Raw genomic sequence first — 16512 nt, 5'->3', positions numbered from 1 at the left:
TCACAATTTCAATGACCGGTATTTCACTTTGTCTTGAGTCCCGCAAGCGCCAATTCGAGGGTGCGCTCGCTCAGCCGGTGAACGGCTGCGTTCTCCGTATAGACCAGCACGCATTCGATCGCCTTGCCGGGATAAAGCGGCGCCAGGATCTCGCGATAGATCGCGAGCTGTGCCTTGTGCGCATAGGGAACGGCCTCTTCCGTCTGCGGCGGCACCCGGTTCGTCTTGTAGTCGAGGATCACCACGCGGTCGTCGAGCACCGCCAACCGGTCGATCCGACCGGAAACTGCATACTGCTTGTCCTCAAGCGTTAGTGTCCCCATGATCGAGACTTCCGGCTGTGCATGCGCCGAAAAGACCGGCTGCAGGCTTTGCTCCGCCAATAGTTTCAGAACCGAATCGACGAGCCGTTCCCGTTCTCTCTGAGGCCAATGCCGCGCTGTCCTGCCAACATAGCGTTCGGCCGCAGAGGCGCGTTCCGCTGCCGGAATATCCGGGAGCATCTGCAGCATGCGGTGGATCAGGCGGCCTTTCTCCAGCGACCGGTCGGATCGCGGTGGCTCGCTGAAAAGCGGCGAAGCGACCAGCAGATCGTCCGCCTCCTCATCAATGATCGTTCCGGCGCCTGATGGGCTGAGCGGCCGCGGCAGCTGTCTTTGCGGTGGCAGCGGCCGAAGCATCGCTGCCGGCAGTTCATGCTTGTCCTGCCGCTCTTCGCGCTGCTCGGCCCGATCGAAGCTGCGCTCGACCTGCGGTACGCGCCACGTCACGCCGGGCCAGCTACCATCCGGCCCGTCAAAATCCACCGCCGTCACATGCGGATGGCTGTCGCTCATGGCGGCGGAGATCATCGCGTGCCAGGTTTCTGCGTTGGCGCGCACGCCGCGATAGCCGCAGACGACCAGCCGGTCGGCCGCACGCGTCATCGCCACATAGAGCAGCCGGCGATATTCCTCTTCCGCCAGCGTCTGAATGCGCGCGGCATCGGCCTGCGTCCGTGAATTGGCAAGATCGCTGACCGGCACCCAGACCGGCATCGGCTCGCTATTGCTGGTTTCCAGCAGCCTGAGCTTCGGCATATGCGTGTGCGTGAAGGCCTTACCGCCGCTATCGACGAGGAAGACGATCGGTGCTTCCAGGCCCTTCGAGGCGTGCACGGTCATGATCCGCACTTCGTTGCGGCCCTTGTCCTGTTCGCGTTTGACCTCCGGCGCCTCGAGCTCCAGCGTCGAGATGAAGGATTGCAGACCGGGCAAGCCGGAGCTTTCGTGATCGAGCGCAAAGGTCAGGAACTCGTCCAGGATGTCGCTGACCTCGGTGCCGAGCCGGGCAAGGAACTGCCGGCGTCCGCCATGCACGCCAAGCACCCGGGCGTAAAAATCGTGAACCGAAAGCGATCGCGACTGGTCGAGAAACAGCTTCAGCCGCTTTTCCGCGCCGGCATAGGCCTCGTGCCCGTCGGCAGCGAAGCTCTGCAGATGGCTCCAGACGCTCTGATGCTCGCCGCGTAGCGCAGCCAACGCAAAGACCTGATCCTCGGAGAGATCGAAGAGCGGACTTTTCAGTACCGCCGCCAGCGAGAGATCATCCTGCGGCAGAAGCAGGAAGCGGCCGAGCGCCAGCAGATCCTGCACGGCGATATGGCTCGTCAGGCGCAGACGGTCGGCACCGGCCACCGGAATATTGTTTCGGCGTTTCAGCGCCCGGGTCAGTGCATTGACGAAGCTGTCGCGCTTGCGCACCAGAACCAGAATGTCGCCGGCCTCGATCAGCCGCTCCTTGCCCTTCTCGACGATCGTCTCGCGTCCCACGAGCTTCTCAATCGTATGCGCCATGCGCCGGGCCAGGATCGCCGGCGGCGCGCTTTCCGGCGTCGAATCGAAGGGTGCCGTCCAGTCTTCGTCCTTGATCACCGCTTCGGGCGCGACCATCTCCCAGAGATCGACGGCGCCGGGATGGCCGATGCGGCTTGAGCGGTGAATGACCGGCTCGCCCTCGGCGCTCAGCCCCCTGGCATTCTCCGGCGGCAGGAAGACGTGGTCGACCGCGGCCAGCACATCCGATGTCGACCGGAAGGACAGCGGCAGGCGAACCGGCGTGAACTGCTGGCCGCTCGCCTGCACCTTGCGCTGCGTTCGCTTGCTCTCTTCGGAGAAGCGCTCCGGCCGCGCGCCCTGGAACGAATAGATCGACTGCTTCTCGTCGCCGACGGCAAACAGCGTGCGCACCACCGGTCGGGCGCTTTCGCCGGAGAAGAAGTCTTCCGCCAGCGACTGGATGACGCTCCATTGGATCGGGCTGGTATCCTGCGCCTCGTCGACGAGGATGTGATCGATGCCCTGATCGAGCTTGTAATGGATCCAGGGGCCGACGCCGCTCTTCGTCAGGAGATCGGCTGTACGGGTGATCAGATCCTCGAAGTCGAGATGGCTGCGCTGCTTCTTCAGGTCTTCGTAGTCGCGGTTCAGCCGTTCGGCGAGAACAAGCGCGGCATGCGTCGCGGTAAACATCCGCATGATCTTCAGCCGGTCGCGGCAGGCAACGACATGGTCGCGCGCCGCGGCGATCGCAGCCGTCAGTTCCGGCGCATCGGCGAGCATCGCCTTCACGGTGAACTGCGAATCCGATTTCGGTTCACCTTTCACCGTCAGGAAGATCTTCTCCAGCAGCTCGGCGCGCTTGGCCGCATTGCGTTCGTTCGACGCCTGGCGAAGCCCGTAGGCGACTTCCTGTGCCTTGGCGCCGCCCTTCTGCGCCGCAAGCGACATATAGAGGTCGAGCGTCAGGCCTGAGAGTTCAGGCAGCGGCCAATATTGGCTGGCGATGTCGGTCTCGGTCTCCGTCGGCGAAAGCTTTAGGCTTTTGCGCAGGGCCATGGCGATGCCGCCCTGTGCTTCGGCAACGGCGGTGAAGCGGCGGATGGCATTGCGGTTGGCGACGATCTCCTCAAGCAGCGCTTCCAGTCCGCTCTCGTCGCCGAGATTGAGGACATAGGCGAAGGCTTCCGCAAGTGCCGCATCTTCTTCGGGTGCCGTCGCCGTCAGCAGCGAGCGCCGGGCATCCGCGAGCAGCGTTGCCGCTGCCCGGTCGTCGAGCACCGAGAAATGTCCGGCGACATTGGCTTCCAGCGGAAACTGGTGCAGCAGCGCTTCGCAGAAAGCGTGGATCGTCTGGATCTTCAATCCACCCGGCGTTTCCAGCGCCTTGGCGAAAAGCCGCCGCGCTTCGGCAAGCTTCACCCTGTCAGGCATTTCGCCTTCGATCTGGCCGATCCGCTTGCTGAGTTCGTCATCCGGCAAGACAGCCCAGTCGGCCAGTCGTGCGAAGACGCGGTTCGACATTTCGGAGGCTGCCGCCTTGGTATAGGTGAGGCAGAGGATGGCCGAGGGCCGGGCGCCCGCAAGCAGCAGGCGGATGACGCGCTGCGTCAGAACATGGGTCTTGCCGGATCCGGCATTGGCTGACACCCAGGCGGAACGCTGGGGATCGGAAGCGATCGCCTGCTGGATCGTCGTCCAGCTGATCCAGGTGCCGGGATCGTCGCTCTCGGGGAGGGCCGTCACGTCATTCATCACCGCTGGCCTCCTCGTCTTCTGCTGTCGACCATTCGGAAACGCGGGCTAGATGGTCGTAGTCCCCGCCGAAATCGAACTGCTGGGCGGGAATGAGCCGCGAGGTAAAGCCGCGCTCACCGGATTGCAGCAGCGACACGAACTTGATCAGTTGGTCGATCGATTCTTCTGCGAGGTCGAGCGCCGACTTCGCCTTGTCGCTGCGCGTCGAATTCTCGTTGTTGACGGTATCGGCACGGAACCGGCTGCCGGGCCGCAGCCGCACGTAAAGGAGATCCTGCGGTACGAGACTTCCGGCATCCCGGAAGGCACCTGCGCTCAAGGCTGCCGCTTCAAGCGCCAGCTGCGGATCGAGCAAGGTGCGTGCCTGGGCAGGAGAGGGGTTGTAGCCGGTTTTGTAGTCGATGATATCGGCAGCCTTCGGTCCGGTCATGTCGATGCGGTCTGCCACCCCCGTTAGCCGGATATTGACGGTATCGAGCTCGACGCTGCCACGAACTTCGGTAAAGGTCCGTCGGATCGCCGGGCGGCGCTCGGCTTCCCAATCAAGAAAGGCACGGGCGACCTCGCGGAAGCGTGGGCGCCAGACGGCATCGATATGGGCCGGCAGCTCCTCCGTGTCGAAAAGCTCGGTCAGGATGCGCTCCATTGCCGATTCACCCTCCAGCGTCCCGGCAATATGCCCTTCACGGACGAAGCGGTCGATGATCGCGTGATAGAGCGTCCCGCGCTCGGCCGCGCCCGGATCGCGATTGAAGGGATCGACAGGATCGAGACGCAGTATGCGCCGGGCATAGATCGCATAGGGATCACGGCGCAGACGGCCGACTTCGCTGAAGGAATAGGATTTCGGCTGTAGCTCGGTCGGCGGAACCGGGGAGGGACGTTGCGCCGGCGCCTGCGGCTTGCCTTCGTCGAGCAGATTGACCCAATGCACGTATTTTTCGCCGCGCCCTCTCAAGCTTGCTTCGAAGTCCGAGCCACCAAGCGCCAGCAGCCGCTGCAGCCAGCGGGAGGCGACCGTCGGCGTTGAGCCCTGGCGCAGCGCACGCGAATAGATCAGCTTCCGGGTGCCGTTCGCCATCTCAAAGTCATGGGCGAGCTGGCCGATGCGCCGCTCCGGCGGCTCCAGGCCGATCTCCGTCTTCATCATCCGCGAGATGAAGGGATTATTGGCCGTCTGGCCCGGCCAGGAGCCCTCGTTCAGGCCGCCGAGGATCAGCGTATCGACATTCTGGAGGCGGGCTTCGAGCGTACCGAAGATGAAGACGCGCGGATGGGCGAGCGCCCGGGGTTTCGCCGCCTGGCCCGCCGAAAGCGCCGCCATGATATCGATCCATTGCGCACCGTCGGCTTCCAGTTGACCCTCTGTTTCCATCACCTCGGCGAGCAGCCCGGCCAGCGCATCACCGGCTTCACCGCTCCAGAGACTGGAGAGATCGCCGCGGGCATCGCGGGCCACCGCTTCCAGCGCGCGGCCGGTGCGTTCCGCCCATTCGGAAAGTGTGAACTTGGCAGTCAGCCCGCGCCCATCGGCACTGCGTCTGACCAGGGTTGAAACCAAAGGCTCCGTGGCGCCGGTGATCCGTGTGGCGAGATCGCGCGCCTGATCGATGGCATCGGCGGGCAGCGCCTTGCGCCAGTGCGGCGCATGCCGGTCGTCGCGCTGTTCGAAGAGCTGCCGTTCCAGCAGGGCGTTCAGCGTGGCGATATCGACATCCGCCACACCGCCGCGCAGTGCCAGCAGCTCGAGCGCCTCCACGGCACCGGTGAGCGCTGCCTTGTCGAGGCCGAAATGGCTGAGTGGGTGTTTCAGCAGGGCGACGAGCGCAGCCGGATCACCCGGCCGCAAGGTCGCCTCGAGAACGAGCTGCAGGAACGTACCCTGCAGCATCGCCGATAGCGGCGTACCAGCGGAGTCGTCGGCGAGGATGCCGAAACGCGCCAGCTCAGACATGACGCGCCGGGCGAGGTTGCGGTCGGGCGTGATCAGCGCCGCCTGGCTTTCGCCGTTTCGCCCCGGCTCCTCGAGGGCAAGACGCAGAGCAATGGCGATCGCCGTCGCCTCTTCACGCTCGTTTGCCGCTTCGATCAGCGCCACATCGGCAAAGCCGGATGCAATGGCATCGCCGGGAAGATCGTTCTTCCATTCGCCCCAGCCGCTGGTCGCTTCCGCCGGTGCGAGTGCCCGGGATAGGACTTCGGCACGCTGCCGCAGCGCCGGCTCTGCTTCGACGATCGGCGTGACATCATTGCGTGTCAGCTTGAGCCGCTTCAGGAGATGAGAAAGGCCATATTGCGAATGGCTGCGGCTCGCCGGATTGACGGGCCGCCCGGAGATCGGCTCCGGCGCGACCATCCGCCAATGCTCGTCCGGCATGGAAAGATCGAGGCCGGGCAGCACGATGACGCCTTCAGGCAGATCGGTTACAGCGGCGATCAGGTCGGCCGTCGCTGGCACCGAACCGGTCGAACCGGCGATAATGATCGGCCCGGCAGGATGCGAGCTTGCGAGCCGGTTGGCCTCGGCGCGCAGGATCGCATTGCGGTGGCGCGCCGGCGAAGAGCGTCCGAGCTCGGCCAGCCGCTCCGGCCAGAAAGCGCTGGCGATCTGTAGGAATTCCGCCGTCAGCTGCCACCAGAGCGCATGGTCGGCGGCATCGAGCTTGGCAAGCTCGCTCCAGTCGCGATCCTCGGTCTCGATCGAATCGATCAGCTCTGCCAGATTGCGCGCCAGCCAGATGGCATCGGCCGGGCTCGCCGGGGCCACCAGCGGAGAGTCCGAATGGATGTGGCGAACAATCTCCGGCAGCTTGTTGCGCCAGGCAAGGATCAGCCGGGCAAGTTCGAGGAGGCGCGCCGTGTTGGACAGCGGTTGCGCCAGATCGAGCGTCGCGGGCAGCGCCTCGTCGAAATAGCCGCTGTCATCGTCGGTCTCCCCGAGTGGCCGGATGACCGGGAGAATGGCCGAGCGGCCGCCGAGCAGATCGACGAATTCCGATCGCAGGACGCGTGCCGCACGCCGCGTCGGCAGGTAGATCGTCACTTTCGACAGCGATAGCGGATCGGTCGGATCGTGCCGGAAATGCGGTGTTAACCGCCCATCGCAGAGCGTCTCCGCGAGTGTCTTCAGAAAGGGCACACCGGCAGGGATCGTCAGGGTTCGCGGCTGGTGGCGCTCGCTCATCACTCAGGCAAACGTCCGGAATCGCCGGATCGTTTCCTCCGCCTCGCCGACGGCTTCGGGCGTGCCGACGGTCAGCCAGTGACCCTGCAGCACCATTCCATAAAGGCGGCTACGAGCGATCGCTTTGTCGAAATAGACATTGAAATTGAATGGCTCGGTCGGGGCGTCGTTCAGGAAGCTGGTATCCATGACGATTGCGCCTGCGTAAACGACGGGATCGGGGCCGTCGCTATGATAGCGGCCGAGCTGTCCATCTCGCGTCATGTTGAAATCGTTCTTGCCGTTGTGACCGGTCGTATCTTCGATTTTAACGCAGAGCATGGCCATATCCATGATGCCTGCATCGAAGAATCCGGCTAAGCGTGTCAGGTTGCTTGGCGTTCCCGGGCGCTCGCCGATCCAGAAGAGGTCGGCATTTGTCACGAAAACCTCGCCGGGATCGAGCAGTTTCAGCCCTTTGGCAACGCCGCCGCCGCTGTTCATCAGCTGATCGCGCTCATCCGATATGAGGATCTCAAGCTTCTTGTACGAGCTCAGATGCTCAAGCATTTGGTCAGCGAGGTAGTGCACGTTGACGACGGCGCGCTCGACGCCCGCCTCGGCCAGAGAATCCAAGGCATAATCGATCATCGGCTTGCCACCGATTTTCACCAGCGGCTTGGGCATCGTGTCGGTGATCGGGCGCATGCGGGTGCCGAGACCCGCCGCCAGTACCATGGCTTGTTTGATCGTCATTCTGGTCCGGAACTTATGATTCGCTGGCGACTATTCCAGCCCTTGCGCACCATTCGCGCAAGGGGGCAAGCGCCTCGTGCTCCAAAGCAACGCGGAGATAGGCGAGCGTGCGCGGCATGTGCTTGAGATAGCCCGGTTTTCCGTCGCGCTGCAGCAGGCGCACCCACAATCCAGCGAGCTTGCAGTTGCGTTGCGCCGACATGATGGCCCAGCTTTTCAGGAAGGAAGCCTCGTCAAAACCGCCCTGGCTGCGGCGGATGTCGAGATAGCCGTCCATCAGTTCGCGGAAGAGCGGCGGCTCGATGGTGACGCGCGCGTCCTGGGCTATCGAGGCGAGATCGTAGGATGTCGGGCCGATCATCGCGTCCTGGAAATCGATGAGCCCGACCTTCTGCACGCCTTGCTTTTCACCCCGCCAGATGATGTTGGGCGAGTGGAAGTCGCGAAGCAGGAGGTTCTTTTCTGCCTCCGCCAGCTGATCGATCAGCGCGTCCCATATCGAGAGATATTCGTCGCGCTCGGCTTCGGTGGCGGCCGCGCCGCCGCGCTTCCATGGCAGATGCCAGTCGAGCAGCAGGCGCGCTTCCATCTTCATGGCCGTCCGGTCGAAATCCGGAATGTGATGGATGTGATCCTTGCCGGCTGGAATCTCCTGCGGGATCTGCATGCCATGCAGCCGCGCCAGGCAGGCAACGCTTTCGCGGTAGCGCTCGGCGACCGGCAGACCGGCGGCATCGAGAACGCCTTCAGTGCCGAGATCCTCGATCAGCAGGATACCTTGCGGATAATCGACGCCGTAGATTTCGGGGGTCGCAAAGCCGCGCTCGCGCAGCGCATCGGCGATGGCTACGAAAGGATAGGCGTTCTCGGCGAGATGCGCGACCTTCGGATAGGGCTTGCCGTCCAACACCGGGGGGCCTTCGGGGAGTGGCGGCCAGTCCATCAGGATCTTCCTGCCGCCGGTGGCCGGATAGACGGCTTCATAGGCGCGCAGCGATGCATCGCCGGTCAGGAACCGGCGGCTGGCCGTCTCATAGCCGAGACCACCAAGAAACGTGCGGATCGCCAGCACGCGCTCAATCCGCTCTGCTTTCTTTTCCGGTGCCGTGATCGTCACGCGGCGTCCCTGGCCTTCGTGCTCGAGCGCCAGGACGATGCGATCCTCAGGCATCTCGTGCTGCGCCATCTCCGGCCATTCGACGAGACAGATACCGCTTTGCAGCGCTTCGTCGAAGCCGAGCTCTTCCAGCTCCGATCCGTCGGCGAGCCGGTAGAGATCGAAATGCGAGACGGGAATCCTGATGTCGTAGGACTGAACCAACGTGAAGGTCGGGCTCGGTACCTCGAGGCCCGGATCATCGGCAATCGCGCGGATCAGCGCTCGCGCCAGCGACGATTTTCCGGCGCCGAGATCGCCTGAGAGCGTCAGGCAGTCGCCGGCTTTCAGGGCGAGCGCCAGATCTTCGCCGAGACGGATCGTTGCCGCCTCGTTTGCCAGGAACAGCGAGATTGGCGCGCCGCTGGCGGTCATTCGGCGGCTGCGATGGCGCGCGGCAAGTTCACCGATGGAATCCGGCAAACGACCGTGGTGCCGCGGCCCGGCTTGCTGTCGATAGTGACCTTGCCGTTATGCAGGCTGACGAAGCTGTCGACGATCGAGAGGCCAAGGCCTGCTCCGCCGCGCTTGCCGCTTTTCGCGCCCGTGGCGAAGCGGTCGAAGACCGTCGCGATCATCTCCTGCGAGATGCCGGGGCCGCGGTCGGCAACCGAGAAGACGAAATCCGTGCCTTCGCGATGGCATTCGAGCGCGATCGCCGCGCCCTCCGGCGAGAAGTTCGCGGCATTCGACAGGAGCTTCAGCAGGATCTGCTTCAGGCGCTGCGGATCGGCAACGATCGTGCCGAGCTGCGCCGGAGCGGTGATCTCGAGTGTTACGCCGCTTTCCTGCAGCCGGTCGGCGATCTGCATCGAGACGTCGTCCAGCAGGTCGCTGAGATCGATCTCGGAATAGTTCAGCCGCATGATCCCGGCATCGACGGTCGCCAGATCGAGAATGTCGTTCACCAGCGTCAGCAGCACCGACGACGAGGTGGCGATATGATCGATATATTCGGCCTGCCGGTCGTTCAGTGGGCCGACGCCCGGCGTGCGCAGCAGGTCGGTGAAACCGATGATGTTGGTCAGCGGCGAGCGCAGCTCGTAGGAAACGTGCTGGACGAAATCGTTCTTCAGTTCGTCGGCCTTGCGCAGCGCTTCGTTCTTTTCCGTCAGCGCCCGCTCGGCGCGCACCGCATCCGTCATGTTGACGAAGGTCAGCATGGTCTGCGCGTTCGGCAGCGGAATGACGGCGTAGTCGAGAACGAGGCCGGAGAAGAGCTCTAGCGTGCCCTGGCTCGACCGGCGCTCGTCGTCGAAGCTGGTGATCAGCTCGGCAAAGGTTTTCCAGCCATCCGGCCGGTCATAGGATTGCACGCAAGCCTCGCCGACGGCGCGGATATGCGTGCCGGGCTTGGCTTCGGCTTCGGTAATGCCCCAGAGCACACGGAAGGCCGGATTTGCAAGACGAACCCTGCCATCGGCGCCAAACACCGCGACACCCTCGGAGAGGTGGTCGATGGTCTCGCCCTGAACCTTCACCAGGGTGTTGTAGCGGGTTTCGAGATCGACCTGTTCGGTCAGGTTTTCGAATACCCAGGTCGCGCCGCCCTGCGGATGCGCAGTCGCGAAGACGCGCAGCGTCTGGCCGTTTGGCAGGTGCCAGACGTCGGATTTGGTGTCGAGCGAGCGATAGACGGCCAGCGCCGTATCCTTCCAGCTCTTCCAGTTCAGCTGGTCCGGCAGCTTCTTCGCCACCCGCAGTCGCTCGAGAAGCTCGGCATTGTCAGGCTTGCGCTCGAGGAAGGCGATATCGAGTTCCCAGAGGGTCACGAAAGCCTGGTTATAGAACTGCAGCCGCTGGTCGCCGTCGAAGATCGCAACGGGCGTCGCCAGGTGATCGAGCGTTTCGGCATGGCTCTTCAGGGTCCGCTCGAGCTCGGCGCGGACGGCTTCCGCATCAGAAACATCGACCGCGATACCGGCAGAGCCGCTTGGCACCTTGACGTCGACGACGTCGAAGAAGGTCCGGTTGCCGTGGACGACGGTGGAAATCTTGTCATGGAACGGCGATTCCGGCGTTGCTGTGGCGCGGATGCGCTCGCGGGCGACGGTCGTCAGGATTTCGCGGCTCTCGTTGATCGCTTGCTGCGGCGTGGTCGCCTCGACGGCATCGCCATAGGCCTGGTTCACCCAGGTCAGGCGGCCATCGGTATCGCGCTGCCATGCCGGCAGGTCGATCGCGTCGAGCAGGTTCTGGAAGGCCGAGATCGACGACATCAGCCGGTCGCGCTCGATCTTCAGTTCGGCAAGCTCGGCGCGCAGATTGTTGAGCGCAACGAAGCGCACGAAGGCGCGGCCGCCGGAAACCCGGCCCTGCGCTTCGAGGATTTCATCGCGATTGGTCTCGACGACCATATCGAAGCTCTGCGCCGCCTCGCGCAGCCGGTCGATGGCGCGGTCGAGTTCGGAAGCCGAGCGTGGCTTCAGCCACAGGCCGAATGCCAGGAATTCATTGTCCTGCGGCGCGCCGGTTTCGGCCGGCAGCTGGCCAAGCAGTTCGGGCCGCTCATTGCCGTCCCAGATGACGATGCGGCGGTTCTTGTCGGCGATCAGCGCCTGGTACTGGGAAATTCGCTGCTGCGCATCGGACAGAGCCGTACGCATCTCGCGGCTTTCGGTCTCGATATTGCCGCGCTGGCGCACCGACCAAAGTGTCGAGAGCAGGGCGGCCGAAATCACGCCGATGACGACGGAAACGCCGACGACCTGAGACGAGGTGAAGAGATGGGCCGATGCCGCCGCTTCCGACTCGACCTGAGCCATGACGGGGCGTGCGAGCGCTGAAATCGCGGTACCGCCGGCGCATATCTGCGCCAGTCGCATCAGCGATCCCTTTCCTTGCTTCACGGCCCGCCCGGCCGCCGCAAGTGTATCGTTTTGTGCTGCCGCTCTCAGGTGGGCTTCCGGCCGAACGCCGTCATCCACCTGTCCCGGCAGGCTTTTTTCTTCTTCCGGCATCCCCGGTCTGTCTCCGTCTCTCAATGTGCCGCATCACGACAAGACATCCCATTTTCGGGCAAACGGACGAGTCCGGGCCACGAATCGAGTTCTAAAACAATACTTCGGATGGGATTCAGCGGGAAGGTAGGAGGCAAAAAATAAGGGCGCCGCAAATGTCAATGCGGCGCCCATCAAGATGTTGTGGATAGTCGAGATACGATTAGTATCTGTAGTGGTCAGCCTTGAACGGACCCTGCGGCTTCACGCCGATATAGGCAGCCTGTTCTTCAGAAAGCTGGGTCAGCTTGACGCCGAGCTTGCCGAGGTGAAGACGGGCGACCTTCTCGTCGAGGTGCTTCGGCAGGATGTAGACCTGGTTGGAATACTGCTCCGGCTTGGTGAAGAGTTCGATCTGCGCCAGCGTCTGGTTGGTGAAGGACGCCGACATGACGAAGGACGGATGGCCGGTGGCGTTGCCGAGGTTCAAGAGGCGGCCTTCCGACAGCAGGATGATGCGGTTGCCCTTCGGGAACTCGATCAGGTCGACCTGCGGCTTGACGTTGGTCCACTTGAGGTTACGCAGCGCGGCAACTTCGATTTCGTTGTCGAAGTGGCCGATATTGCCGACGATCGCCATGTCCTTCATCGCACGCATGTGGTCGATGCGGATGACGTCCTTGTTGCCGGTCGTGGTGATGAAGATGTCGGCCGAAGATACGACGTCTTCGAGCAGAACCACTTCATAACCGTCCATGGCGGCCTGCAGGGCGCAGATCGGGTCAGCTTCGGTAACCTTGACGCGGGCGCCGGCGCCGGAGAGCGAAGCGGCAGAACCCTTGCCGACGTCACCGTAGCCGCAGACGACGGCAACCTTGCCGGCCATCATGACGTCGGTACCGCGGCGGATACCGTCAACCAGCGATTCCTTGCAGCCGTACTTGTTGTCGAACTTCGACTTGGTGACGGAGTCGTTGACGTTGATCGCCGGGAACGGCAGCAGGCCCTTGGCATGCAGCTGGTAGAGGCGGTTGACGCCCGTCGTGGTCTCCTCCGTGACGCCCTTGATCGCGTCGCGCTGCTTGGTGAACCAGCCCGGAGAAGCGGCGAGGCGCTTCTTGATCTGGGCGAAGAGGATTTCTTCTTCTTCCGAATGCGGGTTCGACAGCACGTCTTCACCGGCTTCGGCGCGGGCACCGAGCAGGATGTACATGGTCGCATCGCCGCCGTCGTCTAGGATCATGTTGGAGAAGCCGCCGTCGGCCCACTGGAAGATCTTGTCGGTATAGGTCCAGTAGTCTTCGAGGGACTCGCCCTTGATCGCGAAGACCGGGATGCCGGCTGCGGCGATCGCGGCGGCGGCATGGTCCTGCGTCGAGAAGATGTTGCACGAAGCCCAGCGGACTTCGGCGCCGAGCGCCACCAGCGTCTCGATGAGAACAGCCGTCTGGATCGTCATGTGCAGCGAGCCGGTGATGCGCGCGCCCTTCAGCGGCTGCGACTTGCCGAATTCTTCGCGGCTGGACATCAGTCCCGGCATTTCGGTTTCGGCGATCGTAATTTCCTTACGGCCGAAATCTGCGAGGGCGATATCGGCGACGACATAATCTTTTTCAGTGCTCATAGAGGTCTCCAGGCTGAAAAGCGTGTCAATAAATCAAAAGCGCGCAATGGGCGCAGCAGAGCGCGTGCGGTCTGCACGGCCATGTTTGCCGTTTAGCAGGCTTCTTGTGGGAAGGCAATAAGGATATAAAGAAGTCTTTATATGTTTATATGGCGGCGATTTCTTAGATTTCTTCGCCGAATTTGTTCTGGATCAGCTGATCCAGCGCCTCGAGCGCTTCGGTGGCCTGGTTGCCGCTGGCGGTCACCAGCACCGTCGAGCCGGGGCTCGCTGCCAGCATCATCAGCCCCATGATCGAGGTCCCGCCCACCGTCATCCCGTCTTTCGACACGGTGATCGTCGCATCGAACGTATCGACCATCTGGACGAATTTCGCCGAGGCGCGGGCGTGCAGGCCGCGCTTGTTGATGATGAGGAGTTCCCGGGAGAGCTGCGTCGTGGTCATGAAGGCCCGTTATTTACCGCTGAGAACGCGGCTCGCGACGTTGATATACTTGCGGCCGGCTTCCGAAGCCTCGGCCAGGGCCTTTTCCATATTGTTCTCGCCGCGAACGCCGGCGAGCTTGATAAGCATCGGCAGGTTCATGCCGGCGATCACTTCGGTGTGGCCGCTGCTCATCACGGAAATTGCCAGATTGGAAGGGGTCCCGCCGAACATGTCGGTGAGGATCACCACGCCATGACCGTCATCGGCGCCGGCGACTGCCTGGAGAATGTCCTGCCGCCTCTGATCCATATCGTCTTCGGGGCCGATGCAGACCGTCTCGATGAATTTCTGAGGACCTACGACGTGCTCGACAGCATGACGAAACTCTTCAGCCAGCTTGCCATGAGTGACAAGCACAAGTCCGATCATGATTTAACTGCTCCCAATGGCATATCAACGGCGGCCCCAATATCGCAATGCAACAATCGCGTCCACCGGTGGGGGCACATCTTGGCGATCAAAAACCGAAGTGCAAGACAAAAATGCAGCGATACGGGGCGATTCCGGCGGTTTCAGCGGCATTCCATTCCGATTTCAGGCGCCTTTGCCATCAAAATTGCGAGAGGTACGGATGTATTCGCAAGAAGCCGGATCACCGGCAGTGCAAAGCCTTCGGCAACTTCGATCTGCTCGTCGTCGGCCGGCAGCCGGTCGGGTCCGGAAACGCTGGCAGGAAGGATAGCAAAGTGCATTACCGCTTCAGGGATGCACTCGAGCGAAACGATGCCGGTGCCACGCAATTCGATCAGTCCGGCAATCGAATCCGGGCGCTTGGCGATGATGTCGCCGTCGCGATGCTCGACGAAGACCTGGTCGTCGGCAACGAGCATCGCGGGCAATCCGAGACGCCGGGCTTCCGTCAGGCAGGTGAAGGCCAGCATAGACTTGCCCCATCCGGAGGGGCCGGCAAACATCAGCCCGGTTTGGTTGATCCGGATCGCCGTTGCGTGAACGTTGATCGGCGCCATCAGCTATGCGCATCCGCGGGCAGGGCAAGGATGAACCGCGCGCCGAGGATCTCGGCGCTTTCCGCATCGATGATATTCTCTGCCCTGAGCGACCCGCCGTGCGCTTCGGCAATCTGGCGGCTGATCGACAGGCCGAGACCGGAATTCTGGCCGAAACCTTCGGACTCCGGGCGATCAGTATAGAAGCGCTCGAAGATGCGGTCGATATTTTCAGCCTGAATGCCGGGGCCGTTGTCTTCGATATAGACGAGGCAGCGCGAGCGTGTCCGCACCAGCCGGACGATGATCCGTCCGCCTTCCTGCGGCACGAAGGAGCGGGCATTTTCGATCAGGTTGGTGACGATCTGGCCGATGCGCAGGTCATGGCCATTGACGACGAAGCGGGTCTTCACGCCTGGCTTGCGCTCGATCACCAGCTCGATATGCACGTCCTTGTTCTTGCTGCGGATCTGCCGGGAGACCTCCACGAGATCGGTGAGGAACTTCTCCAGATCGACCGAGCGGGCATCGACGCGTGCCAATTCGGCATCGAGCCGCGAGGCGTCGGAGATGTCACTGATCAGGCGGTCGAGGCGGCGAACGTCGTGCTGGATGACATCCATCAGCCGCTTCTTGGAATCATCGGACTTGGCCAAAGGCAAGGTCTCGACAGCGCTGCGAAGCGAGGTCAGCGGGTTCTTGAGCTCGTGGCTGACATCGGCGGCGAAACTCTCGATCGCATCGATACGGTCGTAGAGCGCCGTGGTCATTTCGCGCAGCGCGATCGACAGGTTGCCGATTTCATCCTGGCGGGCCGAGAAGTCAGGAATTTCCTCGCGCTCCTTGGCGCCGCGGCGAACGCGGATCGCGGCTGCCGAAAGGCGGCGCAGCGGATTGGCGATCGTCGAAGACAGAACGAGCGAAAGAAGAACGTTGACGAGCGTGGCAACGCCGAAGACGCGCATGATCGCCAGGCGCTCGGCGTGCACGATATTGTCGATATCGCCCGCCTGCGTCGAGAGAAGAAGGACGCCGAGAACCGCACGGAAACGCTGGACGGGCACCGCGACCGAAACGATCAGCTCGCCCTTCTCGGTGGTGCGAACGACCGCGCCGCGCACACCGGTCAGCGCATTCATCACCTCGGGATAGATCGAACCGTCACCGCCAGGCGCTTCCTTATAGACCGGCAGATTGCCGGGCTGCAGCGCCTTGTTGAACAGTGTCGTGAACCATTCGCCCCAGGTCTGCTTCTCTTCCTCGACCGGCGGCAGGTCGAAACGCAGCACCTGGCCGCGGGAATAGAGATGACGGGAATCGAGCAGCAGATTGGCGTCGGCATCGAAGATGCGGGCGCGCGTGCGGGTCGGCGAGATCAGCCGGCGCAGAACCGGCGCTACCTTTTCCGGATCGATCGGGAATTCCAGATCTTCGTCGTTCGGAACCGGTGTGATGCTCTGTCCCGCCTGCAGCTCCAGCAGCTTCTGCGGGTCGATGGTGATCGAGTTGGTATCGACGGAGGCCGATGCCGAGACGGCGCCGGCAATGATCTCGCCCTGCGTCAGCAGGCTCTCGACACGAGCGTCGATCAAGCCTTCGCGAAACTGGTTGAGGTAGAGAATGCCGCCGACAAGAACGAGCAGTGCCGCCAGATTGAAGAACAGGATACGGCGTGTCAGGCTGGAAAAGACGGCATTGCCGAAGATCCGGCGGATGATGGTGAAGGGATGCGACCATCGCCTTCCCCTGACGCGGCGGCCGGTTACGCCATCCGCATCATCCAGATCCCTTTCCTGCACCAACTGTGCCAATGACAGGCCCTTTCGGAGGGCGCGGCCGGAAATGCGGCCAGCAAGCCCTCAACA

General features: G+C 62.9%; 10 protein-coding genes. All 10 read right to left on the bottom strand.

Annotated features, from left to right (window positions below; genetic code table 11):
• Window positions 1-23: 23 nt before the first annotated feature.
• The 10 genes from addA to ACQZ5H_RS19770 all read right to left on the bottom strand — a co-directional run bounded on the left by addA (window position 24) and on the right by ACQZ5H_RS19770 (window position 16458).
• On the bottom strand, window positions 24-3572 hold the full coding sequence (gene addA / locus ACQZ5H_RS19815; protein ID WP_449098820.1) for a double-strand break repair helicase AddA: 3549 nt from the start codon (window positions 3570-3572) through the stop codon (window positions 24-26).
• The gene (addB, locus tag ACQZ5H_RS19810; RefSeq protein ID WP_449098819.1) at window positions 3565-6759 is read right to left on the bottom strand and encodes a double-strand break repair protein AddB; all 3195 of its coding nucleotides are present in this window, start codon (window positions 6757-6759) and stop codon (window positions 3565-3567) included. Before addB ends, addA begins: the two co-directional genes overlap by 8 nt.
• Window positions 6760-6762: 3 nt before the next feature.
• On the bottom strand, window positions 6763-7494 hold the full coding sequence (locus ACQZ5H_RS19805) for a nucleotidyltransferase family protein (RefSeq protein ID WP_449098818.1): 732 nt from the start codon (window positions 7492-7494) through the stop codon (window positions 6763-6765).
• A 13-nt stretch (window positions 7495-7507) separates the two neighbouring features.
• Window positions 7508-9025: a tRNA (adenosine(37)-N6)-threonylcarbamoyltransferase complex ATPase subunit type 1 TsaE gene (tsaE, locus tag ACQZ5H_RS19800; protein WP_449098817.1), complete on the bottom strand. Its 1518-nt coding sequence runs from the start codon at window positions 9023-9025 to the stop codon at window positions 7508-7510.
• On the bottom strand, window positions 9022-11610 hold the full coding sequence (locus ACQZ5H_RS19795) for an ATP-binding protein (protein ID WP_449098816.1): 2589 nt from the start codon (window positions 11608-11610) through the stop codon (window positions 9022-9024). The genes tsaE and ACQZ5H_RS19795 overlap by 4 nt, the downstream gene beginning before the upstream one ends.
• 202 nt (window positions 11611-11812) lie before the next feature.
• Window positions 11813-13213, bottom strand: coding sequence for an adenosylhomocysteinase (gene ahcY, locus ACQZ5H_RS19790; RefSeq protein WP_025555282.1), 1401 nt, complete (start codon window positions 13211-13213; stop codon window positions 11813-11815).
• Between the two features lie 163 nt (window positions 13214-13376).
• A complete protein-coding gene (locus tag ACQZ5H_RS19785) occupies window positions 13377-13658 on the bottom strand; it encodes an HPr family phosphocarrier protein (protein WP_025555283.1) in 282 nt (93 codons plus the stop codon).
• 9 nt (window positions 13659-13667) lie between these two features.
• The gene (locus tag ACQZ5H_RS19780) at window positions 13668-14069 is read right to left on the bottom strand and encodes a PTS sugar transporter subunit IIA (protein ID WP_025584219.1); all 402 of its coding nucleotides are present in this window, start codon (window positions 14067-14069) and stop codon (window positions 13668-13670) included.
• Window positions 14070-14212: 143 nt separating this feature from the next.
• Window positions 14213-14668: an HPr kinase/phosphorylase gene (locus tag ACQZ5H_RS19775; protein WP_449098815.1), complete on the bottom strand. Its 456-nt coding sequence runs from the start codon at window positions 14666-14668 to the stop codon at window positions 14213-14215.
• The gene (locus ACQZ5H_RS19770; protein WP_025555286.1) at window positions 14668-16458 is read right to left on the bottom strand and encodes a sensor histidine kinase; all 1791 of its coding nucleotides are present in this window, start codon (window positions 16456-16458) and stop codon (window positions 14668-14670) included. Before ACQZ5H_RS19770 ends, ACQZ5H_RS19775 begins: the two co-directional genes overlap by 1 nt.
• Window positions 16459-16512 lie beyond the last annotated feature (54 nt).

The sequence above is a fragment of the Rhizobium sp. 21-4511-3d genome, from assembly GCF_053522545.1.
Note: the sequence above shows the minus strand (reverse complement) of the source record. Positions and strands in the feature narration are given on the sequence as shown.